The 20,891-nt window shown below is 49.3% G+C and carries 28 protein-coding genes and 2 pseudogenes; 18 read left to right on the forward strand and 12 right to left on the reverse strand.

What is annotated here, in order from left to right:
• Nucleotides 1-37 precede the first annotated feature (37 nt).
• Both arsB and arsC read left to right on the forward strand, forming a co-directional pair.
• Nucleotides 38-1,327, forward strand: a complete 1,290-nt coding sequence (gene arsB, locus V1566_RS07390) for an arsenite efflux transporter membrane subunit ArsB (protein WP_101989772.1) — start codon at nt 38-40, stop codon at nt 1,325-1,327.
• Between the two features lie 12 nt (nt 1,328-1,339).
• The gene (gene arsC / locus V1566_RS07395) at nt 1,340-1,765 is read left to right on the forward strand and encodes a glutaredoxin-dependent arsenate reductase (protein WP_395305470.1); all 426 of its coding nucleotides are present in this window, start codon (nt 1,340-1,342) and stop codon (nt 1,763-1,765) included.
• 30 nt (nt 1,766-1,795) lie between these two features.
• Here arsC and arsA read toward each other — a convergent pair whose 3' ends face one another.
• The 9 genes from arsA to V1566_RS07440 form a co-directional block, all read right to left on the reverse strand.
• A complete protein-coding gene (arsA, locus tag V1566_RS07400) occupies nt 1,796-3,553 on the reverse strand; it encodes an arsenical pump-driving ATPase (RefSeq protein WP_395305471.1) in 1,758 nt (585 codons plus the stop codon).
• A gap of 20 nt (nt 3,554-3,573) precedes the next feature.
• Nucleotides 3,574-3,936, reverse strand: a complete 363-nt coding sequence (locus tag V1566_RS07405) for an arsenic metallochaperone ArsD family protein (RefSeq protein ID WP_032620707.1) — start codon at nt 3,934-3,936, stop codon at nt 3,574-3,576.
• Nucleotides 3,937-4,011: 75 nt separating this feature from the next.
• Nucleotides 4,012-4,557: a sigma-70 family RNA polymerase sigma factor gene (locus tag V1566_RS07410; RefSeq protein ID WP_040117040.1), complete on the reverse strand. Its 546-nt coding sequence runs from the start codon at nt 4,555-4,557 to the stop codon at nt 4,012-4,014.
• A gap of 8 nt (nt 4,558-4,565) precedes the next feature.
• Nucleotides 4,566-5,279, reverse strand: coding sequence for an arsenical resistance protein ArsH (gene arsH, locus V1566_RS07415; protein WP_395305472.1), 714 nt, complete (start codon nt 5,277-5,279; stop codon nt 4,566-4,568).
• A gap of 1 nt (nt 5,280) precedes the next feature.
• A complete protein-coding gene (locus V1566_RS07420) occupies nt 5,281-5,604 on the reverse strand; it encodes an ArsR/SmtB family transcription factor (protein WP_395305473.1) in 324 nt (107 codons plus the stop codon).
• Nucleotides 5,605-5,777: 173 nt separating this feature from the next.
• Nucleotides 5,778-6,176, reverse strand: a complete 399-nt coding sequence (locus V1566_RS07425; protein ID WP_395305474.1) for a putative zinc ribbon protein — start codon at nt 6,174-6,176, stop codon at nt 5,778-5,780.
• Nucleotides 6,177-6,348: 172 nt separating this feature from the next.
• A complete protein-coding gene (locus V1566_RS07430) occupies nt 6,349-7,002 on the reverse strand; it encodes an inovirus Gp2 family protein (RefSeq protein WP_395305475.1) in 654 nt (217 codons plus the stop codon).
• A 384-nt stretch (nt 7,003-7,386) separates the two neighbouring features.
• The gene (locus tag V1566_RS07435; protein WP_395305476.1) at nt 7,387-7,980 is read right to left on the reverse strand and encodes a hypothetical protein; all 594 of its coding nucleotides are present in this window, start codon (nt 7,978-7,980) and stop codon (nt 7,387-7,389) included.
• A gap of 96 nt (nt 7,981-8,076) precedes the next feature.
• Complete coding sequence (locus V1566_RS07440; protein WP_395305477.1) at nt 8,077-8,283, reverse strand: helix-turn-helix transcriptional regulator; 207 nt, start codon at nt 8,281-8,283, stop codon at nt 8,077-8,079.
• 473 nt (nt 8,284-8,756) lie between these two features.
• Between V1566_RS07440 and V1566_RS07445 the strand changes: the two genes are divergently transcribed.
• The 13 genes from V1566_RS07445 (at nt 8,757) to V1566_RS07505 (ending at nt 16,247) form a co-directional block, all read left to right on the forward strand.
• On the forward strand, nt 8,757-9,641 hold the full coding sequence (locus V1566_RS07445) for a hypothetical protein (RefSeq protein ID WP_211773340.1): 885 nt from the start codon (nt 8,757-8,759) through the stop codon (nt 9,639-9,641).
• An 84-nt stretch (nt 9,642-9,725) separates the two neighbouring features.
• Nucleotides 9,726-10,601: a GTPase family protein gene (locus V1566_RS07450; RefSeq protein WP_395305478.1), complete on the forward strand. Its 876-nt coding sequence runs from the start codon at nt 9,726-9,728 to the stop codon at nt 10,599-10,601.
• Nucleotides 10,602-10,801: 200 nt separating this feature from the next.
• On the forward strand, nt 10,802-11,506 hold the full coding sequence (locus V1566_RS07455) for a YafY family protein (protein ID WP_286451516.1): 705 nt from the start codon (nt 10,802-10,804) through the stop codon (nt 11,504-11,506).
• The gene (locus V1566_RS07460) at nt 11,506-12,075 is read left to right on the forward strand and encodes a hypothetical protein (RefSeq protein ID WP_395305965.1); all 570 of its coding nucleotides are present in this window, start codon (nt 11,506-11,508) and stop codon (nt 12,073-12,075) included. Before V1566_RS07455 ends, V1566_RS07460 begins: the two co-directional genes overlap by 1 nt.
• 36 nt (nt 12,076-12,111) lie before the next feature.
• On the forward strand, nt 12,112-12,564 hold the full coding sequence (locus V1566_RS07465; protein ID WP_395305479.1) for a YfjS/YafY family lipoprotein: 453 nt from the start codon (nt 12,112-12,114) through the stop codon (nt 12,562-12,564).
• A complete protein-coding gene (locus V1566_RS07470) occupies nt 12,561-13,010 on the forward strand; it encodes an IrmA family protein (RefSeq protein ID WP_395305480.1) in 450 nt (149 codons plus the stop codon). Before V1566_RS07465 ends, V1566_RS07470 begins: the two co-directional genes overlap by 4 nt.
• Before the next feature lie 71 nt (nt 13,011-13,081).
• Complete coding sequence (locus V1566_RS07475) at nt 13,082-13,312, forward strand: DUF905 domain-containing protein (protein ID WP_395305481.1); 231 nt, start codon at nt 13,082-13,084, stop codon at nt 13,310-13,312.
• A 98-nt stretch (nt 13,313-13,410) separates the two neighbouring features.
• Nucleotides 13,411-14,232, forward strand: a complete 822-nt coding sequence (locus V1566_RS07480; RefSeq protein WP_395305482.1) for a DUF932 domain-containing protein — start codon at nt 13,411-13,413, stop codon at nt 14,230-14,232.
• Nucleotides 14,233-14,262: 30 nt separating this feature from the next.
• Nucleotides 14,263-14,703 carry an antirestriction protein gene (locus V1566_RS07485; protein ID WP_395305483.1) on the forward strand — a complete coding sequence of 147 codons (441 nt, stop codon included), beginning with the start codon at nt 14,263-14,265 and terminating at the stop codon, nt 14,701-14,703.
• A 12-nt stretch (nt 14,704-14,715) separates the two neighbouring features.
• Nucleotides 14,716-15,258 carry a DNA repair protein RadC gene (gene radC / locus V1566_RS07490; protein ID WP_395305484.1) on the forward strand — a complete coding sequence of 181 codons (543 nt, stop codon included), beginning with the start codon at nt 14,716-14,718 and terminating at the stop codon, nt 15,256-15,258.
• The gene (locus tag V1566_RS07495; protein ID WP_012543032.1) at nt 15,255-15,476 is read left to right on the forward strand and encodes a DUF987 domain-containing protein; all 222 of its coding nucleotides are present in this window, start codon (nt 15,255-15,257) and stop codon (nt 15,474-15,476) included. The genes radC and V1566_RS07495 overlap by 4 nt, the downstream gene beginning before the upstream one ends.
• A 25-nt stretch (nt 15,477-15,501) precedes the next feature.
• Nucleotides 15,502-15,858 carry a type IV toxin-antitoxin system YeeU family antitoxin gene (locus V1566_RS07500; RefSeq protein WP_395305485.1) on the forward strand — a complete coding sequence of 119 codons (357 nt, stop codon included), beginning with the start codon at nt 15,502-15,504 and terminating at the stop codon, nt 15,856-15,858.
• Between the two features lie 20 nt (nt 15,859-15,878).
• Nucleotides 15,879-16,247, forward strand: a complete 369-nt coding sequence (locus V1566_RS07505; protein ID WP_395305486.1) for a TA system toxin CbtA family protein — start codon at nt 15,879-15,881, stop codon at nt 16,245-16,247.
• 297 nt (nt 16,248-16,544) lie between these two features.
• Here V1566_RS07505 and V1566_RS07510 read toward each other — a convergent pair.
• A pseudogene (locus V1566_RS07510) lies at nt 16,545-16,691 on the reverse strand (phage polarity suppression protein); the annotation flags it as partial.
• Between the two features lie 231 nt (nt 16,692-16,922).
• Between V1566_RS07510 and V1566_RS07515 the strand changes: the two are divergent.
• Entirely contained in the window at nt 16,923-17,987 is a 1,065-nt protein-coding gene (locus V1566_RS07515; protein ID WP_395305487.1) for a hypothetical protein, read from the forward strand.
• A complete protein-coding gene (locus tag V1566_RS07520) occupies nt 17,984-18,283 on the forward strand; it encodes a DUF6966 domain-containing protein (protein WP_025912594.1) in 300 nt (99 codons plus the stop codon). Before V1566_RS07515 ends, V1566_RS07520 begins: the two co-directional genes overlap by 4 nt.
• Nucleotides 18,284-18,465: 182 nt before the next feature.
• Here the strand turns inward: V1566_RS07520 and V1566_RS07525 are convergent.
• Nucleotides 18,466-19,102 (reverse strand): annotated as a pseudogene (locus V1566_RS07525) (DDE-type integrase/transposase/recombinase); the annotation flags it as partial.
• Between the two features lie 140 nt (nt 19,103-19,242).
• Between V1566_RS07525 and V1566_RS07530 the strand changes: the two are divergent.
• Nucleotides 19,243-19,842, forward strand: coding sequence for a hypothetical protein (locus tag V1566_RS07530; RefSeq protein ID WP_395305488.1), 600 nt, complete (start codon nt 19,243-19,245; stop codon nt 19,840-19,842).
• A gap of 334 nt (nt 19,843-20,176) precedes the next feature.
• Here the strand turns inward: V1566_RS07530 and catA are convergent, their stop codons facing one another.
• Entirely contained in the window at nt 20,177-20,854 is a 678-nt protein-coding gene (gene catA, locus V1566_RS07535) for a type A chloramphenicol O-acetyltransferase (protein ID WP_395305489.1), read from the reverse strand.
• Nucleotides 20,855-20,891: the final 37 nt, after the last annotated feature.

Consider the following 20,891-nt stretch of genomic DNA (forward strand, 5'->3'; position numbering starts at 1 on the left):
TATACAGGGCGGCAGAGCCGTCCTGTCTGGAGGATTTATGTTACTGGCAGGCGCTATTTTTGTCCTGACCATCGTTTTGGTTATCTGGCAACCGAAGGGATTAGGGATCGGCTGGAGTGCGACACTGGGCGCAGTACTGGCGTTGATCTCTGGCGTAGTCCATTTTGGTGATATCCCTGTAGTGTGGAATATTGTCTGGAATGCGACGGCGACCTTTATTGCCGTGATTATTATCAGCCTTCTGCTCGATGAATCGGGTTTTTTCGAATGGGCGGCGCTGCACGTTTCACGTTGGGGTAACGGTCGCGGGCGTTTGCTGTTTACCTATATCGTCTTGCTTGGTGCAGCGGTGGCGGCACTGTTTGCCAACGATGGTGCGGCATTGATTCTGACTCCAATTGTCATCGCTATGCTGCTTGCATTAGGTTTCAGTAAAGGTACTACGCTGGCATTTGTCATGGCCGCCGGGTTTATTGCCGATACGGCCAGTCTGCCGCTTATCGTGTCCAACCTGGTTAACATTGTTTCTGCAGACTTCTTTGGGCTGGGTTTCACTGAGTATGCGTCGGTAATGGTGCCGGTGGATATCGCAGCCATTATCGCCACGCTGGTGATGCTGCATCTGTTCTTCCGCAAAGATATTCCGCCGACTTACGACCTGGCTCTCCTGAAAGCACCGGCAAAAGCGATTAAAGATCTGGCAACCTTCAGAACCGGCTGGATAGTGTTGATCCTTCTTCTGGTTGGCTTTTTCGTTCTTGAGCCGTTGGGTATCCCGGTCAGCGCGATTGCTGCTGTAGGGGCTGTCATTCTGTTTGCGGTGGCGAAGCGAGGCCATGCCATTAACACTGGCAAAGTGCTTCGCGGTGCGCCATGGCAGATCGTCATATTCTCTCTGGGAATGTATCTGGTGGTCTATGGTCTGCGTAATGCCGGACTAACAGAATACCTCTCCGGTGTGTTGAACGTGCTGGCAGATAAAGGACTTTGGGCCGCGACGTTTGGTACCGGCTTCCTGACGGCTTTCCTGTCTTCCATCATGAACAATATGCCTACCGTGTTGGTTGGTGCTCTCTCTATTGATGGCAGCACCGCAACAGGCGTTATCAAAGAGGCGATGATTTATGCCAACGTGATTGGCTGCGATCTGGGACCGAAAATTACACCTATTGGTAGCCTGGCAACGCTGCTCTGGCTGCATGTCCTTTCACAGAAGAACATGACCATCACCTGGGGATACTATTTCCGTACCGGGATCGTCATGACTCTGCCTGTGCTGTTTGTAACGCTGGCCGCGCTGGCGCTACGTCTCTCTTTCACTTTGTAATGAGATACTGATATGAGCAACATCACCATTTATCACAACCCAGCCTGCGGCACGTCGCGTAATACGCTGGAGATGATCCGCAACAGCGGTATCGAGCCGACCGTTATTCTTTACCTTGAGACTCCACCTTCACGCGATGAGCTGGTCAAACTTATTGCGGATATGGGCATTTCCGTCCGTGCTTTGCTGCGTAAGAACGTCGAGCCGTATGAGGAACTGGGTCTTGCAGAAGATAAATTTACTGACGACCAGCTCATCGACTTTATGCTGCAGCATCCAATTCTGATCAACCGTCCGATCGTAGTGACGCCACTGGGAACTAAACTTTGCCGTCCTTCGGAGATTGTTCTGGATATCCTTCCAGATGCTCAGAAAGCGGCTTTCACCAAGGAAGATGGTGAAAAAGTCGTTGATGATGCAGGTAAAAGACTGAAATAAAGATGAAGGGGGCATTTGCCCCCTTCATTATTACTTCGCCATTTCTTCCAGCAGGTCAATACCAACCGGCTCTTCGCTCTGTAGCGCTGTTAATGCAATACGCTTTGCATACTGCTCTTCCACATCAGAGATGAGAGGCAGCTCGCGGTTCGCCCTGGTCTTCAGGAAAGGTGAAGACGGTTGAGCAGCTGCCAGGCTGTTATTAACAACCCATGCCCACGGCTCGATGCCAGCTCGACGCAGATCCTGCTGCAGGTTAGCGGCTTCCAGTACAGGTGTCGTTTCGGCAAGCGTCACGATCATCACCTTCGTCTTTTCCGGGTCCTGCAATTGCATCATTGGCGTCATCACATGGTCTTGTGTTTGCCCCATCTGGCGCACCATTTCCCGGTGATAGGCTCCAGTCGCATCCAGTAGCAGAAGTGTGTGACCCGTTGGCGCGGTGTCCATAATGACAAAATGATCGTCTGCCTCTTTGATTACCCGCGAGAATGCCTGGAAGACGGCGATCTCTTCAGTACATGGCGAGCGGAGATCTTCTTCCAGCACCGCCAGTCCCTCAGCGTCTAATCCTTTGCCCTGATTCTCCAGTACAAAACGGCGATAACGCTCTGTCTCCACCTTCGGGTCGATGCGGCTGACCTGCAGATTTGGCAGCGAGCCATCCAGCGTGTAAGACAGATGTGCCGCCGGATCGGATGTAGTCAGGTGAACTTTGTGACCGCGCTTAGCCAAGGATACCGCCACCGATGCCGCAACGGTCGTTTTACCCACACCGCCTTTACCCATCGTCATGACCAGCCCTTTGCCTGTCTGGCTGAGTTCATCTACCAGAGAGGCAAGTTTCGGTAAATCCAAAGTATTCAGCGTGGTAGCAGGGAGCGGCAGCGAGGCTTTGTTCTCCGTAAATAACTGACGCAGGGCTTCCAGACCGACCAGATTAAATGGCTTCAGATACAGCTGCGAGCGGGGAAGGTTCGCCAGGTTCTCTGGCATTGCCTGTAATGCTTTTTCTTCCCGAGCCAGAATACTTTGCGCCAGTGGATCATTTTCACCCGCAAACGGCGGCAGCACGCCATTAATGGCAAGGTGTTGATGCTGCAAACCGATAGCAGAAAGCTCATCGTGCGTATGAGAGACTTCTTTCAGTGTTGAAGCTTGGGCTCGGGCAACCAGAACCAAGCGCGTGAGAGCTGCATCAGACAGCGCCTTAACCGCGTCTGAGTACTGGTGCTGTTGTTTCTCCAGCCCCACCAGCGGCCCGAGGTTAGCGGCGGCATCAGGGTTCGCTTCGAGATAACCGCTCCAGGCCCCCGGCAACTCAAGCATACGGATGGTATGACCGGTTGGCGCAGTATCAAATACGATATGGTCATACTTTTCCCGCAACTCATGGTTGGTAAGAAGACCAGTAAACTCATCAAATGCCGCGATTTCCGTAGTGCATGAACCGGAGAGCTGTTCTTCAATGCTGCTGACCACATCAGCTGGCATCAGCCCGCGAACCGGGTCGAGTACTCGGTCACGATATGCCTGTGCTGCAGCCATCGGATCAACTTCCATCGCGGCAAGATTTTCTACGGTACTGATATCTGTGATTCGGTGGCCGATAGTCTGGCTAAAGACCTGGCCGACATTGGAAGCCGGATCGGTACTCACCAGAAGCGTTCTCTTACCCTGATCGGCCAGCCATACCGCAGTAGCACAGGCCAGGGATGTTTTACCCACACCACCTTTGCCAGTGAAGAAGATGAACGGGGGAATGTCTTTTAAAAATGGCATATTCATCAGTGATTGCTCCTCTGTAATTAAGGCATACGTGGAATGCTGCAGCAGCGCGGTTGCGTGCTGTCTTCACTCCAGTCCTGACTAAGCGGAATACCTGCCCAACGGGCGATATCTTCACGAGTCGGGAGTTTGCCTGCCATCACGAGTTTGCCGTCGAGCAAGGTGACAGGGAGAGACTCCATCCCTGATGTGTTCAGAAACTCTTTAATGACCGGCGAATTCAGGAACTGCTGCGGGTTCTTCGCAAGGCTGTAGCGCTGTATATCAACGCCATTCTTTTTCGCCCATTCGGCGCTCGCGTTCCATTTGACGGCTTCGTCACTGACTACAACGCTGCTGGTTGCACAGCAGCCTGCTGCTTCAAAGATCTCAATTTTTGACATGGACTGTTTACCTCAGTGTTTAGTCATTTGGCTTTACACTGAGGTAAACGAAGGTGGTGGGGAAAAGATGCGCGATTAATTCATTTTTTTGTGGCAGCAGACGGAAGACGTGTCATCCGCCTCAATCTGACAAAGTTCTGTCATCGTCTCTTTCAGGTGTTTTCTGGCCCGAAGTAGTCGGGATTTAAACGCCGTAAGCGTGATTCCCAGTTCATCGGCCAGGGACTGCTGGGGACGTCGGTTAAGGTCGGATTCTTCAATCAACCACCGCTCATCTTCAGGTAATGCCTGCAATGTTTCAGGCAGGCAAATATCCAGCGTTGAGATTGCATCAGGGGATGCATCAGTTAATGGGGCATCATCTTCCAGCTCAACGAATTCCCTGGTGGTGCGGTACTCATCAATCAGCAGATTCCTCGCCGCCCGATACAGCCAAGCTCGCGGATTCTCCATTTCGCAGAAACTGTCTGAATGAGCGCGGGCACGCAGGAATAGCTCTTGCAGAAGGTCTGCTGCTTTTTCGCTATCACCTGTCTTCGATGTCAGAAAGCGAGATAGTTCGGCTTCATGTAGCCGCCAGAACACGCTCATGCAGTTGTTGAATGCCGTTACATCACTCATACCAGCCCTCAAATTTTGCTCTGATTAACCCGCCGTGAAAGTTCTTCTGCAGACTCTTTTCGTTCGCTGTAGCGATCAACGAGATAGGCTGAGTTACCTCGGGTCAGCAGAGTAAATTTCACCAGTTCTTCCATCACATCCACGATCCGGTCGTAATAAGACGACGGTTTCATTCGTCCATCTTCATCAAACTCCTGCCAGGCTTTTGCCACAGAGGACTGATTCGGGATGGTGATCATCCGCATCCAGCGGCCAAGAATGCGCATCTGGTTTACGGCATTGAAAGACTGAGAGCCACCGCAGACCTGCATGACGGCCAGCGTCTTACCCTGAGAAGGGCGAACAGCGCCTTCTGATAATGGTATCCAGTCAATCTGGGCCTTCATGATACCGGTCATCGCACCATGACGTTCAGGGGAACACCACACCATCCCTTCGGACCAACGAACCAGCTCGCGCAGCTCCATGACTTTAGGATGCGAGTCAGGCGCATCATCAGGAAGAGGCAAGCCAGAAGGATTGAAGATCCGCACCTCTGCGCCCATGGCAGTCAGCAACCTTGCAGCTTCCTCAGTTGCCAGTCGGCTGTAGGAACGTTCGCGCACAGATCCGTATAGCATCAGGATTCGAGGAGGATGGGGAACGGCAGGAACGCCGAATCTTGCCTCTGTGATTGAGGTGTCAAACAAACCCGAATCAACATTCTTCAGAGCGCCTGTCATTTTACTTCTCCGTCTTCTGGGGCTGGGTGAGGCAGTTGTCAATCCCTGAGCAGCATTCTTCTGTAAGGAAGGTAATGAGAGCCTCAAGGTTCTCATATCGAGCATGGCAATAGAGCGTTCTACCCTGGCGCTCCTGGCGTACCAGAGATACTGATATCAGCGATGAGAGATGATGGCTCAACGTAGACGCAGGGATTTCGAGCCGCTTCTGCAGTTCGCCAACCGGTAACCCCTCATGCCCGGCTTTAACCAGCTCTCTGTAAACGCTAAGGCGCGTGGGATGACCCAGCTCTTTCAGGGTATCTGCTGCTTTTGAAAGCTCCATTTGCATCTCATTTCTATATTTCCGGAATGGTGGAAATAATAACTTATTTTCCCTGGGAACCATAGTCAACATGCCTGAGAGTCGAACTGAAGAAACGACTTATCTGCAACGGAGGTTCCAGTGGTTACTATTTTTAGCCAGAGTTGAAGGGCTGTTCCACTGCTGGTAGGACATCACACATAGCATGATTCTGCACTCAGCTTGAGGCTAAAACGCCCTGTCTGGCAGCTAAGGCAGTAACGTTCCCCATGATAATCGGAATCACATAGTGAACAATGCCAGCTGTCTCTGAACACTATAGGGGTGACGTTAGGCAAAAATCTTCGCAAACGATGTACCAATCTAGTCTCATACTTGTCAGGCTTTGCGTAAGGGCAGTGTTGGTGTCCATTTACCGTCATGTTGTGGCTGATATGTTCAAACCATGGTCGCTCTGTGTCATACGCAGGATGATACAGAAGTGGGCTATTGCAGAGATGGCAAGTATAGCGGTCGTATGGTGCAGTCTGCGCCGTTCTGGCACCTGTCAGACGACCATTACCGTCGAGAGCGAGAAAGGATTTGGCGAACATATTCTAGGCTCCAGCCAGCCAACACGCAGGCATAAGCCGTCCCTGAAGGGCAGACAGAAGCCATGCGGTTGGAAGGTTTAAAGGTGTTGCGAGGGATTATAGTGGTGTGGTTGTCACACAATGAGATGCTGGCGTAAATAAATCGTCACCAGCAAAACGGATGCAGGGAATATCAGCCCTGGCTGCAGCCGAATGAGCGTTCGGTACTGCTGTATCGCTTGGTGCGATGTTTTGCCATGTAGCTCAGACGAAACGTCAGCGCATCCAGTTTCTTTCTGAAATCGGGCTTATTGAGATCGAGGTAAGCCAGAGGATTATCAGCAAAGTGCACCAGCGTCAGATATTCAGACCAGCCGCGCTTATCCATTGCACTCAACCACGCCTTCTGGATCATTGAAGCCAGACCAATGCCTGTTTCGTCATAGCTTCCCAGATCGTTGAATGTGTTGGTGTTGACGAAGAGAGCCAAGTGGTAATGCTTCTTGCCGCCCAGTTCCGGTTGCTCCAGTACCCATACATAGCGAACTGAACTACGATGGCAACGTTTACCTTCTCGGGCTTTTTGGTGTCGGTAAGCGGCTATCTGAGCTTTCAATGAGTCGATAAAACGGGACATTAGCCCAGGGCTCAAGTCAGGATTGCAGAGGATGCTGTCACATACATCCCCGTCTTCCGGTAAGTGCAAATCCGCCCTGACTACCGTAGTCTGCGAATGCTCCTGCAGGGCGTTACAGAGTACTTGTGCAATACGCGGCAGATAAGCCACGTTGAAAGGATGGTGCTTCGGATCAAGCACCATTGGGTGGATGTCATTGAATAAAAACATAATGGTTTCCTTCGTCTGCCGGGAACAGCACGTACAGTGCTCCTGAAACAAAGACAGGCATGGTGATTGGGATATTCAGGAGTAACGCTGACAGGTGATACTGATCACAGGCGTTGATTGTTGGTCAGGATACGACTGAGAAAGCCATAGGTTCTTGCTGATTAAGTATGGCTAACTGGTTGTATGATATGGGTATTGATGGATCGTTAGGTACTGACTAAATAGGTATATATTACCTATCCGACACAATTGCAGATGCAAGAGACCTTATGGCACAAGGCGTAATTGCTTGTTTTATAGGTAATATTCACTCCGAAGTTAGCTGTCCCATAAAACAGGCATTTTTCATGGTGTAGCAATGTCTCCCGTCAGCGTCTCAAATGGTTATATCAGTGGTTCTGCAGTCGTCCGCCATGCAAAGCATACGTACTCGTCCATCAGGCTTGTCAGGGCTGGGTTTTCTGCCTGCCGATCGTTGATCCAGAAGTCCATCTCTTTGCTCTTTTTGAACCTGAGATTTTCGCTCCAGTCATCAAGACTATTTCCCAACATCAAATCGTACCAGCACAGCCAGACCAGTTTCAGGCGCAACTCGCTACCACTGAATTGCCGGAACAAACTGATGAGTTTATTTGCCAGAGAACGTTGCTTTAAACGCACGCACTCAGACAGCAAAATCCCCTCCAGCATTGGATGGTGAGCCAGCAGATGCTCTTGGGTAAATAAACTGACGCTTAAATCATCACTGACAGCCAACGAGGCTGCTGTTCTTCCATAAATAATCCTATGCAGGCACTGAGGGACAATGGCAATAACATCTTCCTCTCCCGAAAATTTAAGACTTCCAACTGTCAGGCTATGATGGTGATAGATGTTCTGGTGGCACATACCTGACCTGACAGTCAGCTTCGTAAAATCCGTCAACCATGTCTGGTAATATTTATAGAGTTCTTCGTAACGCGGTTTGTAGTCTTTCATGGGGCTTATTCCTCAAAGCTTAAATTTCAGAAGGCAGAAAACCTCCGGGCGAACCGGGTGGTTATTTTCTTCTTAGAGGTTTGGTTCAGGGGGAGGCTATTTACGGGACTGATTTATACGATCCTGAAGCCAAGTCTCAACTTCGCTTTTTAACCATCGCGAGCTTCTCCCCAGTTTGATAGGTTTGGGAAAGGCTCCGTCCTTAATGAGCTTATAAATCCACTTATCTGTCATTTGAAACAGCGTGGTTATAAATGCCATGTCAACGAACTGGTCTTCGGTAAGTGAGGGACGAGTAATCATGATGGATATCTCCGGTTATGAAAGGTAAGCCGGATTAGTGAAGTTTGATAACGACGACTGCTCCGGGACATATCCATGTGGAGATACGTAAAAAAAGCGAGTTATGTTTACCTCTGTTCCTGCCTTGGTATCAATGCTGGAGTTTTTCAAAGATAGAAGATAATGAAGTGTTATTTCTGGGGCTGTAATTTTCACTCCAGATGAAATTAACCGCTACGTATAGTGAAAATGGTTAAAAATATAAATGAAGTAATGCAAGCTGATTGTTGGCTGATAAAGGCTGCAATAATTTCTGTATAACTTTGAAGAGAGAATGGCAATCATCATCCTCATTTGCATGTGTAAGCCACATCACATTACTGTCGTTTTTTCCTAGATCTTACACATGAAAGTTATTGATATTCGGTGTGGAGTTATGCTAAAAGTCATTAATTCACTGTAAATCACTTAGTGATATCAAGGAAGGTGCCGGTATGGTTAAGATAGTGGGAAATGACAGTAGTAAGATAAGGAATCTTGAAAACAAACTTATTGCGATTGGTTATCATTTTCAATCAAATGGGATGGATAAAGATTACCGAGCCTATCAGGTGAGGGTTTTCAATTATCTTATTTCGCTGAATAAATCAGAGCCGGAAATTAATGCTTTCTTTGCTAAAGTAGATAACAGTTATACAAGCGGCTTTCCATCCGAAAATGAACTGGATTGGTATCGTAATGATCCACGAGCAAGCTTGTGGTTGGCCTGTGTATTATATGAAAAATTTGAATCAGAAACTCCTGAATACAATAGCAGTTTTTTATCCCCTGCGTCATTACAACCCAGTCATGATGTAAGAATTGATGCAATACGTCGCTGCATGGATGAATGGCCTATATTTTATATAACACAGTCCGACTTTATGAAGGATCAAAGTATTGAGTGGGCTGGGTTACTTGATCAGCATGATTTATTCAGAAGTGTTAGATCCAGTAAAGTTGATGTCTGTTCCTGGTTAAGGGATTACTTAAAGGGGAATACATCAATAGGTCTGAAACGTATTTGTGGTAATTCTCCCGAGGAAATAATGTCGTGGTGCTATGCTAGTTACTTTATGTGGAGAAAAAGCAACCTGCATTCTCCGGATTCTGTCGAACTGTTCATTAGAAAGTTTAAGAGCGCCTGGTCTACACAGAAGAACAGGAATAAAAATAGAGAAGAGAAAAAACTTGTGACAATGAGTGTAAATATCTCTCAGCAAGTTCATGATATGCTGAGAGATATGTCTATGAAAGATACGATGTCAAATAACGCAATTATAGAGAGTGCCATTCTTAGGCTATATAAAAGTAAAAATTCTAAAGAACACTCCAAATAATTTCAGACAGATATTATCTCAGTGAATCACCCGCATCCTTTACCGGATTGCGGGGCTTGTTATTTTTCACGCTGAGATCTTCGTATGCAAAAGTTGAACGGCCTTAAGGCCTTTGAGCAACCTCTGGCTTCACTGCCACACCCGTTTCGCAACCTTATCCTTGCACGTCTTTGCAGTCTCACTCAGTACGAGCCGGTAATCGGCATCATGGGTAAAACCGGAGCGGGTAAGTCGTCGCTCTGTAATGCACTGTTCCAGGGAGAGGTAACACCTGTGAGTAATGTTGAAGCTTGCACTCGCGACGTGCTGGGCTTCCGGCTCAGTAGTGGCTCTCACAGCCTTTTATTGGTCGACTTACCCGGAGTGGGGGAAAGTAAGGAACGTGACGAAGAGTACACCACGTTATACCGCCGGATCTTGCCCGAACTGGATTTGGTGTTATGGGTAATCAAAGCCGATGACCGGGCACTGTCATTAGATGAACACTTCTATCGCAAGGTGATGCTGGCGTATCAGCATCGAGTGCTGTTCGTGGTTAATCAGGCTGACAAGGCTGAACCGTGCCATCAGTGGAATGCCACCAGCAATACACCATCTCATAGCCAACAATCGACAATTGAGGCCAAGCGGAGCGCGGTGCAGCAGCTCTTCATGCCGCACCATCCAGTCTGTGTTGTATCGGCCCGAACGGGTTGGGGGCTGGATGCGATGGTAGAGACGATGATGCGCAGCCTGCCTGACCGGGCCACCAGCCCACTGACAACACAACTGCACGGAAGGCTCTGCACCGAGCCGGTAAAAAAGCAGGCACGCGAGCGCTTTGGTCATGCCGTGGATGAAATGATTGGCACTGTGGAGTCATCATCTTTTCTACCAGAGCCTGTAAGGGCTGTGATTCGAACCGTGCGGGAAGCCGTGGTGACAGTTGCCCGTGCCGTCTGGGACTGGATTTTCTTCTGACAAACCGCGTATTGCGGACACTTCTTGTCCTTTCTGTGCTTAATTAATGAGCGATCAATGCACCTTCAACGCGTAAAGGCGCATTACAGCTGTAATCCTCGCACTGAAAAAATACGCCTTCCCATGTCCATACCCTGTCCGACCCCTTCGTTACACTAATCACTTAATTTTCAGCCTGTTAACGGGATGGAGAAAATCTAATGTCCCAGACTGAGCGTCGCCATGAGCGGCTGGCGGTTCGGCTGTCCCTCATTATCAGCCGCCTTGTTGCTGGCGAAACACTGGATATGGGCCTTCTTGCCGCAGAGTTTGGTGTATCGCTCCGTACCCTCCGCCGGGATTTTCGTGAGCGACTGATGTACCTGGACCTGGAATATCGCGACGGCACCTGTCGTCTGCTTTCAGGTAGCCATCAGCGCGAACTGGCGGTGCTGACTTTTGCTCGTCAGTCAGGTGTGGAGGCCTTGTTTCCTGACATGGATAACCACATGGTCAGCTCACTGCTGAGTGGGCCCGGTGAGTCTCCGTGCCTCATATGGGCAGAATCTGAGTCATTGTCGCCGCCCAGGCCAGGCATATTTACACGCCTTGTCAGGGCTATATCAGAGCATCGTCGCGTGACGCTGCTGGCTGAAGGTTGTCGTTGCTCAGGGCTTGCACCATACCGCCTCGTACTCTGCGGCGGGCATTGGTATCTGACTGGAGAGCATCATCATCGCGTGGCAGTGTTTCCGCTGAACGATATCCATGCGGTTACCTTGCACCCGGAACTGTTCGTGCCCGACCTTCAGATTCGCAACGTTCTCGCCGAACCGGAATTTCTCAGAGCCCTTCCCCATTTTCACGTTTTTCACTCACTGCTCGCCAGAACAGGCGACGGTCTTTTACCTCATAAGGAATCATGATGAAGAAATTACTGACTACAACGGCGCTGGCCGTCAGTCTCTGCACTGGCGCTGTCTTTCCGGCGTCTGCCGAAACTGTCGTGGGTACCGTCAAATTCTGGCAGTACATGCAGGCGGATGGCTGGAAATCGGCCGATGGCATGGATAACGACACGCTAAACAATACGCTCTATCAGGCCAGTGTCATTGGCAATTATCCCTGGACCAGGCAATTCCTGCTGCGTCAGCGTGGTGGTGGTGCTTATTTTCTCGCCGACAAGAAAACGCATATCGTGCGCAAGCTGAATCTGAAACCTGCCAGTGGTTATTACTCCGACCTGACATCGGTCTATCAGGGCGAAGACCAGGGGAAAGGGTGTTACTTCACTATCATCGACACCCAGTATCAACTGGAGGTGGCTGATGAACCTCACAGCAACCAGGTACTTGCTGCATTCCCGGAAAACTGTGTCAACAAACAGCAGCAGGCTGCCCTGGCGGCGAAGCGTTCTGCCTCAGAGCAGAAACTGCAGCAGTGGGTAGCCCAACAGAGTCTGGCAGAGTTGTGCCGACGCACCGGTAATTGCTAAAGCAAAGGAACGGACGATTAATAAGGAATCTGCACCATGAAGAAATTGTATCGACCTGTTCTCACCGCTTTGTTGGTTATCGGCGCCATGGGGGTTTCTGGCTGCGACCGCAAGGAAGATGCGGGTGTGAAAACGATAGCCAGTTTTAAGGACCTGACTCCGCCACCGTTCAGCAAGGTTGTCTCGCATAAATCCGATATTGCCCAGGAATGGGTAAAGAAGGATGCTTTCGGCACAACGCAATATACGGTGATGAAAACCAACCTGTCGCCGGAAGGCTGTGAGTCAGGCAATTATTACTACATTGCGGATATGCAGCAGAAAACGGTGCAGCCACTGATGGCTGCCCTGTGTCTTGCGGACAATATCACCCTGAGCTTCCGGATTGAAACCGACAGCTACACGGGTGAAAAATCGGTGGTGTATTCGCACGATGGCAAAGAAATGGGGAAACTCTATCTGCCGGAGAATCAGGAGAAAAATCCATGAAGAAGCTGAAAGGCGTTATCTCAGTTTTCGCTCTGAGCCTTTGTCTGCTTTCACCGGCTCAAGCCGAAGAACAGCGTTACATCAGTATCCGCAACACAGACATGGTCTGGGTGCCGGGCAATGTCTGCGTCTGGCAGTTTCGTCTGGATAACGGCGGAAGTGGTGAAGGATTCGGGCCTTTGACACTTTCCCTGCGTCTGAAAGATAAAGGGGGGAACACGCTGGCCATGGGGAATATGGCAGTGGCTGCATTTGGCGACAGCGATGCCACTCGCTCTCAGGAAACCTCGCTGGAGAACGAATGCGTGGAAAACGTTAGCTCCGTCGAAATCATGAAGGCAACAGAAGAGCGTAATGGTTACCAGATTGACCTGCCACTTTCCGTTTTCGACCCGCAGTACTACCGACCTGTACAAGTCACGGTTGTCGGTGGTAAGGCATCTTAGCCGATTCGCCATCTGTTTGATTCAGCCCCTGTCGCTAATGCCACAGGGGCTTTTTATTTTAGGGAGCCTGTATGACTGAACTCACTGAATTGCCTGATGGACCGTTTACTCGCCAGCAGGCAGAGGCGGTTGCGTCTCAATATTCCAACGTTGCTATAGAGGACGACTTGGGGACACATTTCCGTCTGGTTATCCGTCATGAGCGTTGCATGGTCTGGCGAGCCTGGAACTTTGAGCCGGATGCCGGTTACTGGCTGAACCGGTATATCACTCGTTATGGCATCCGCAAATTTCCTGCATAACCACCACCAGCACATCACCGATATAAACAAAGTCAGGCCACACCTCCTTCGGGAAGTGTGGCCTTTTGTCTTTTTACCCACTGCATAAGGAGTTACCCATGCGATTAGCCAGCCGCTTTGGCCGTATAAACCAGATACGCCGTGACCGGCCTCTGACCCACGAAGAGCTGATGAGTCATGTTCCCAGCGTGTTCGGGAGTGACAAACATGAATCTCGTTCAGACCGTTATACCTACATCCCGACCATCACCATCCTCGAAAGCCTGCAGCGTGAAGGCTTTGAGCCGTTCTTTGCCTGCCAGACGAAGGTCCGTGACCTGAGCAAGCGGGAGCACACCAAACACATGCTTCGCCTGCGTCGTGCCAGTCAACTGACCGGGCATCAGGTACCGGAAATCATTTTGCTCAACAGTCATGACGGCACCTCGAGCTATCAGATGCTTCCGGGACTGTTTCGTGGCGTCTGTACCAACGGTCTGGTCTGCGGACAGTCATTTGGCGAAGTGCGGGTACCACATAAAGGGAATGTTGTTGAGAAGGTGATTGAAGGGGCTTACGAAGTGCTCGGTGTGTTTGACCGGGTGGAGGAGAAGCGCGATGCAATGCACTCACTGGCACTGCCAGAACCAGCCCGTAACGCCCTGGCGAATGCCGCGCTGAAGTATCGCTTTGGTGAAGACCACCAGCCGGTCACGGTATCGCAGTTGCTGACCCCACGTCGCCGGGAGGACTACAGCGATGACCTGTGGACCGTATACCAGCGCGTGCAGGAAAATCTGATGAAAGGGGGATTATCGGGGCGTACCGCTCAGGGGAAAAGCAGCCGCACCCGTGCTGTTACTGGCATTGACGGCGATGTGAAACTCAACCGCGCCCTGTGGGTTATGGCAGAAAACATGCTCGCGTTTTTCGGGCGTTAAACAACCGTTCCGGCATAAGGAGATAGTTTAATGGATACACACAACCCTGAGTTCGCTGAGCAGGCAGCAATTACTGCCTCGGTGGTCCCTGACGAGCTACGCATCGGCTTCTGGCCGCAGCACTTTGGCTCCATCCCACAATGGATAACCCTTGAGCCCCAAATCTTCGGTTGGATGGATCGCCTGTGCGCTGATTACAGCGGCGGCGTCTGGAGCTTTTACACACTCAACAATAGCGGCGCATTTATGGCTCCGGAGCCTGACGGTGAGAAATGGACGTTGTTCAACCCGATGAATGGCAACGGCGCGGAACTTACTGGAGAAGCGGCAGGGATAGTCGCCTGCCTGATGGCATACAGCCACCACGCTTGCCGCACCGAGTGTGACGCGATGACTGAGCACTATTATCGCTTACGCGACTACGCGCTGAACCATCCGGAATGCAGCGCCATTATGCATCTCATCGACTGAGGGATACCGAACATGAATACCGCATTATCCCCGCTGTCATCTCAGCCTGAACTCTTTCCGTTGGCGGTTATGGCTCAACATGATTGCCTGCTCCCCGCAACATCCGGATTAACCCCCTATGCCCAACGGACCATCCGCCTCGCTATCAACTTGCTGGATAAATATCTGCGTCAGCCCGGTATAGCCTTTACCTCGAGCACTGCAGCCCGTGACTGGCTCCGGTTACAACTGGCCAGACAGGAGCGGGAGGTGTTTATGGTGCTCTATCTCGATAATCAGCATCGTTTACTGGAGAGCGAAACGCTGTTTGCAGGTTCAGTTAACCATGTCCAGGTCCATCTTCGAGAGGTAGTGAAGTCAGCGCTTCGCTTCAATGCTGCAGCTGTCGTACTGGCGCATAACCATCCATCCGGCGATCCGGAGCCCAGCAAAGCCGATCGCCATATGACTGACAAACTGAAGGAGGTGCTGGGCCTGGTTGATGTGAAAACGCTCGATCATCTGGTTGTCGGTCAGGATGGCATTGTGTCGTTTGCGGAGCGAGGCTGGATATGAAAATCATCAGCAAACGCCAGGCAATGACCCTGTACCGGCAACATCCTGGCTCCCGACTGTTTCGCTTCAGTACGGGCAAATATAAATGGTCAGGTAGTATCTGCCATTATGCTGGCCGCGAGGTGGAGGACATACGCGGCGTTCTGGCCGTGTTTGCTGAACGTCGTCAGGACCGCAATGGTCCCTATGTCATTCTTCGAAGCGTCACTCTCAATTAATCCTTCCCTTTAACCAGGAACAATAATGAGCATTCACTCAGACTCCGGTACCAAGCCGGAGAATCCCGCCAGCCAGGCGTGGGGACTTAAACGCGCTATTACACCCTGTTTTGGAGCTCGTCTGGTACAGGAGGGCCGCCGGGTGCATTTTCTCGCTGACCGCGCCGGGTTTAATGGTGCTTTCAGCGACGAGGATGCGTTGAGCCTCGACCAGGCATTTCCATTAATACTCAAACAACTGGAACTAATGCTCATCAGTGGCGAGCTCAATCCCCGCTATCAACACAGCGTCATGCTTTACCACAACGGACTCACCTGTGAAGCCGATACGCTTGGTAGTTGTGGCTACGTATACATCGCCGTTTATCCTACTCAACGTTAATTATTTTCACGAGAGAAAAAATGAAATTTCTACCTGCAACAAATATGCGGGCGGCGAAGCCATGCCTGACGCCCGTGACTATCTGGCAAATGTTACTTACTCGTCTGCTTGAACAGCACTATGGTCTGATGCTAAGCGACACACCTTTTAGTGATGAAACCGTTATAAAGGAGCATATCGATGCCGGTATCACTCTGGCTAATGCCGTTAACTTTCTGGTAGAGAAATATGAGTTAGTTCGTATCGATCGCAATGGATTTACCTCTCAGGTACAAGCACCATATTTGACTGCGACAGACATTCTTCAAGCCAGGAAAGCGTGCGGGCTGATGAGCCGGTGTTCTTACAGGGAGGTAAGTAATATTGTTCTTAGCCGATCACGGCTGTGAGGGGATGGAGATCTGCGAAGATTTCCACGATACGTGAAGAATTTGATGAGATTAACGACTCGATGAAAGTCTCATCGAGTCGCATGAAAAACAAGGCGGGGGCACAAAAGGGGGCATTTATAAAGATGAAACAAGAAAATAGTTATATTTATCAAGGGGTATATGTGGTGTGTTGTGTTCCTATTATCGCACCATTTCAGCCTACCTAAACGTCCGTAATCATCCAGTAGAATCCGCAACGGAATGTATATATGTTTCTGTTCGTGAATGGATTCTTGTAAACATGCCTTCAAACAATATGCCGATGCACTGCACCTCCTCATGCGAGCGAATATATCGCCCGGCAGCCTGATTTATTTCCCTCTTTTTCACGTCGATATTCTCACGCAGCGTTTGCAGGCTCCGGCCGCTACATGCAAGTTGTTCGCGGTATGCTTGTTCGGCCTGCGTGGTCCGTGGTTCAACAACCGACAGATCTTCGCCATCAATTGCGTTCGGATGGGGCGCTAATGTGGGCGGTCTGTCATCTTCCGCAAGCAGTGTGCTTTCTTCTCAGCGTGCAGAACCCGTTGCTTACAGCCACACAACCGGCCTTGACCTGCTATATTAGTGTCTTTGCCAGGTGTCCGGAATGAGCAATAATGTGGTACATAACGGCAGCGTAAAAGGGGCACCATGCTTCATCACAGCCAGGCAATGTCACTGGATGACATCTACCTTGAGGACATTCCTCACATTATTCACCCGGATACAGCGGCAGGAGACCTCGCAGATACTGCACGGCCAAACCGCATCATTCAGGAGTGGAATTTACCGCAGGGCTACACCCGGTTTGTCAGCCGTTATCAAGCGTACCACTGGCAACATCCGTGGATGGCATACCGTGACACGCTGGACGACATCAAATCCGGGAAGCTCGTCCTGCTGAGAAAAGACATCACCGGCCATGCCATTTCGGGCGTGCTGACAACATCCGGTGACCTTCGCAATGACCTGCCTCTGTTCCTTCAAACCCGACTCCGATACATTCTGTCCCTGCAGTTGAAACGACCGGGATATCAGGTCCGCCATGTGGCACCGGCCCAACACGCCCAGGCCGCAAAAACCATCAACAGCAAAACTGCAGGTAGGCTGCTGGCCGCGGGCGGGATCTATAACGGCAATATCGAGGGATTCCATCAGACCGCGCAGCAGCTCGGCGGTGATGCACCGGCGGGTTACGATCAGGTTATGGACAATAAAGGGCTGATTATCGCTGGTACTTCTGTTGCTGCGGGTCTTGGTCTGGGGAGACTGGGGGCGGCGAGCGAGCTTAGCAATCTCCATGTTCTGGGAAAAGTCGAGGGTGAATACTCAATGATAAAACCCGGACCATTACCTAAAGAGCTGGCTGAAACCTTCTCCAGTGGTACTTATAAAGAGATCACGCTATCAACAGATACGAGTTTCTACAGAGGTGGCCTTGAGGGCCGACCATTAGGTCAGTTTTTTGGATATGAACAACCTCAGGGAGTGCTCCAGACCAGGATAGATAAGGCTCTGCTACCTAAATGGCCTAATGGAGGAGAATCGCCTCTTAATAGCTATCATAAGATCCAAATACCCGCCGGAACGAAAGTATATGTTGGAGAAGTAGGTTATCAAACAGACATTTATTCCGGTGGCTCTGAGCAAGTTGTAATACCTACCCCGTGGAAAATACCTGGCGTTAAGATACTTGAAAGTGGTGGTTTGAAATGAAAAATGAAATAAAGAAAACGGTAACTGATATCATCAAAATTCTCTCCTCAAATGATGAGGATTCATGGGCAAAAACATTCGAAAAACTAGCCATCGAGCTCGATGTTGATTGTGAGTCATCCATTTACTCCTTGAAAAAACTCTACGGCGGGATGGGATCATTTAACGATATTGTTCTCCATAAAAATGGAATACCTCTAATTCGGGAAAATGACGAGTTAGACGATTTGAGACATAAACTCTACAAGCAGCTTGACCATGCAATCGTCTTGTTAAAAGCCGGTGATTTACCATAGCGTTAGTTTTCGGTGCCGTCAGTAAATTACCGGGGATGCCTCCGGTCTGAAAGGGGAAACGCAGAACCTGACAACCGACTCATGCGGGTTCGTCTCAGAGGAATCGATGCCCCGGAAAAGAACCAGCCGTTTGGGCTGCGTTCCTGGCAGAGGCTCTCATCAATAGTGGCGCAGCGTACCTTTTGGGGGTTATGTCGCCACGTTGCCATTAGAAGCGCATTCAGGACAATATCTTTTGTCATCATGGATTGCATTGACCAGCCGATACTTTGCGTGAGAACAGGTCAACAACTATGGTCAGATACAGCCAGCCTTCGTGGGTTCGGATGTAAGTTTTGTCCGTTACCCAACGTTCATCCGGTGCTTCGGGGTTGAATTGCGGCTGGAGTCTGTTGGGGGGCACGATACTGTCTTCACCTTTACGCGTTCGTGAGCTTCGATATTCGACTTGAGTCTTTATCCCGGCACGCTTCATCAGACGCCCGACTCGGTTAATCCTGCATTGTTACCCGCTATCTCGCAGGTCGAGATAGATCTTGCGATAATCATAAACGCAACCAGACTCCAGCCAGAACTGTTTGATTTGTCCCGTTCGTGAGTAACCCGCTTATGCTCCTTCTGGAGTTGGCGTATCTCGGCATGAGTATCTGACTGCTCTTTGTTGTTGGAAGAGTTCGGCCCGTATTTCTTTATCTATGCATACAGACTGTGGGTAGTGATATCGAGAAGTGTAGCAACACTGGAAACATAAAGGCGACGATCAACAACCAGTTTGACTGCTTGAATTTTAAACTCTTTAGGGTGACGCTTACTGCTCATGTGCGCCTATCTTTAAGCCATTTTAAATGGCTCTGAGATGTCTGTTAAACCCGTGGCGATTCATGATGGGCATTTCTCAATAGGTTTTCTTGTCGTGCCATAGTATATTGGTCCTGATATTTATTAGGAGGATTCGGTGAATGGAAATAAAAGATACTCTCGCATTTGTTGGGCTCATTATTACAACTATAACAGCAGCTGTTGGTGTGTATAAATTATTTAAAGATGTGAGTTGGTTTTTACCAAAAGCAACAAGATTTTCACACATCACTGAAAATTATTCTGAATATATTGACCCACTAGAAATGGATTTTATGAAATCAGAAATTAAAAGGGATGTTAAGAAAAGTATTCTGGGGGTAACAAACCAGGGAGTCAGACGTTTGGTTCTTTATGTTAGGACATATTCCGAACTGAATATGCCATCATGGCGATGGGGGCATTTAGCGCCGCACATACAATATAAATATGACAGGTTCTTTATACGTTACAAAGGAAAATATAAACGTTATCGCTTTTACACTAAGATTGCAGCCATTTTTTATATTTTATTTGGCTTTGTGTTTCCGTTATCATTATTGAATAAGGGGGCGGGTTATATGATGCTTGGGGTTGTTCTGATGTTATCTTGTTTATTTATGGCTTTGATGTTCTGGATACTTTTGCCGGGGCGGAAGGAAATAAATAGATATAATGTTGAATTATTAAAGATTGATACAAGTAAGTATCAGGCCAATTGATATTGCCGACCCGATACTTAATCTTTTAAAATTAGCGTGTCGGTGTCGAGACCTTTCCTGATATCATCGAAGGTGTCGGGTGCAGTAATATCTCCAACTCCGAATGTCTCGACGTCACGCAGCAATCGGCATATAGATGGCTACCAGCGTGAATAAACGGGACGTGATCACACTCGACAACGGTCTGGTGCTGAATAAAATTGGTCCAGGGGAGACGGCCGAGTACTCAAATACCTACAAAGTATTGGATTATACCGACTTGGTTCGCCCCCTGTTATTGCATCATTTTTTATAACGTTCCTCAAATTTCCATTTCAATGAGACATCTGGTGAATTAACCATTAACTTCCCCAGATTGGTTTGGTAACCCATCACACATCTCCTGCAACTCATTAAACATCCTTGCCACATGGAAACCATCGCACACCGAGTGATGGACCTGCACCGCCATAGGTAACAACACTTTTCCATCCTGCTCGTAGTATTTTCCAAACGTGAACATAGGAGAAAAGAAGTTCTTCATGTGCGCAATGTTCATCGTAAAGTTCGTAAACGTTACCCAGGGAATAGACGATACGAAAAAGATATTTTCCCGTGACTCTTCCTTTGGCCAGTAAGAAAGGTTATTGCCATAGCGGGCAACATCTTCTGCATACGTATTCTGGAAGTGCTGAATATTGCCGTCGTAGTGGCTCCACAATGACGAAAAAGTCTCTGTTTCAGGATGAAAAATGGTATAGCTTGGATGGATTTCATTCCATATGACAAGCTCATTGTCCTTCATGGCCATACGGAATTCCGGATGCCGGTTCATGATTTTTGAGAGGAGGAAAATAATCGTAGGGTAAAACTTCCAGCCGACCTCTTTGATATGTTTTCGCAGCGCGGTAATGTCGATCAGAACCGTTTGGTTAATTGTACACTCAGCAAATGACTGGAATACCTCAAAATGCTCTTTCCTTGGCCAACGAGATAAATCAACAGGCGTAGAGTCCGGGGCTATTTTTTTCATTGTTTAACCTTTGATTATCAATCGACTAAAGGGTTTT

This window comes from Enterobacter sp. ECC-019 (genome assembly GCF_043974075.1).
Classification (GTDB): domain Bacteria; phylum Pseudomonadota; class Gammaproteobacteria; order Enterobacterales; family Enterobacteriaceae; genus Enterobacter; species Enterobacter asburiae_D.